The sequence below is a fragment of the Neglectibacter sp. X4 genome (assembly GCF_009917365.1).
Classification (GTDB): Bacteria; Bacillota; Clostridia; order Oscillospirales; family Acutalibacteraceae; genus Acutalibacter.
In genome coordinates, this window is record NZ_QWLE01000286.1 from 1 (window position 1) to 619 (window position 619).

1 protein-coding gene is annotated in these 619 nt (G+C 49.3%); it reads left to right on the forward strand.

From position 1 onward, the window contains the following. Nucleotides 1–244 precede the first annotated feature (244 nt). A partial coding sequence (locus D1841_RS18150; protein WP_160645009.1) for a transposase occupies nt 245–619 on the forward strand: 375 nt, incomplete at its 3' end.

Consider the following 619-nt stretch of genomic DNA (forward strand, 5'->3'; position numbering starts at 1 on the left):
CCCTCGTATTATAAAAGAGTAGTATTTATAGCCCCCTCTCCAGGGGTATGCTACACTGTTTAGGATGCTGTGGATTGGTATTACATCCCTACCGCCGGACGGTTCATGGGAGGCTCCAACCACAGCCCTTTGCAGTATTGTTGATCAGTTAGATACCGCCAGACGGTTTATATCGAACGAGGTTACAAGAGCAAAGTGTCCTGTGGTCCTAAACAGCATCGAATATCATCTTGGAGGTATCATCATGATTTGCGTTGGGATCGATGTGGCGAAGGACAAACACGACTGTTTCATCATGAACTCGGAGGGCGAAGTCTTGGCAGACGTGTTTACCGTTCCGAACAGCCGGGAGGGTTTCGAGTTTCTATTGCGGCAGATTCGCTCCTGTACCTCAAAGTCGGACAAAATAAAAGTAGGGCTTGAGGCTACAGGACACTACAGCTACAATATCCTCGGGTTTCTTCTTGACAACGGTATGCCAACCTTTGTCATCAACCCACTGCACACCAACCTTTACCGGAAGAGCCTCAGCCTTCGCCAAACCAAGACTGACCGTGTCGACGCGCGGACGATTGCAACTATGCTCATGTCTGATGTGGACCTCAAGTCCTACACAGAC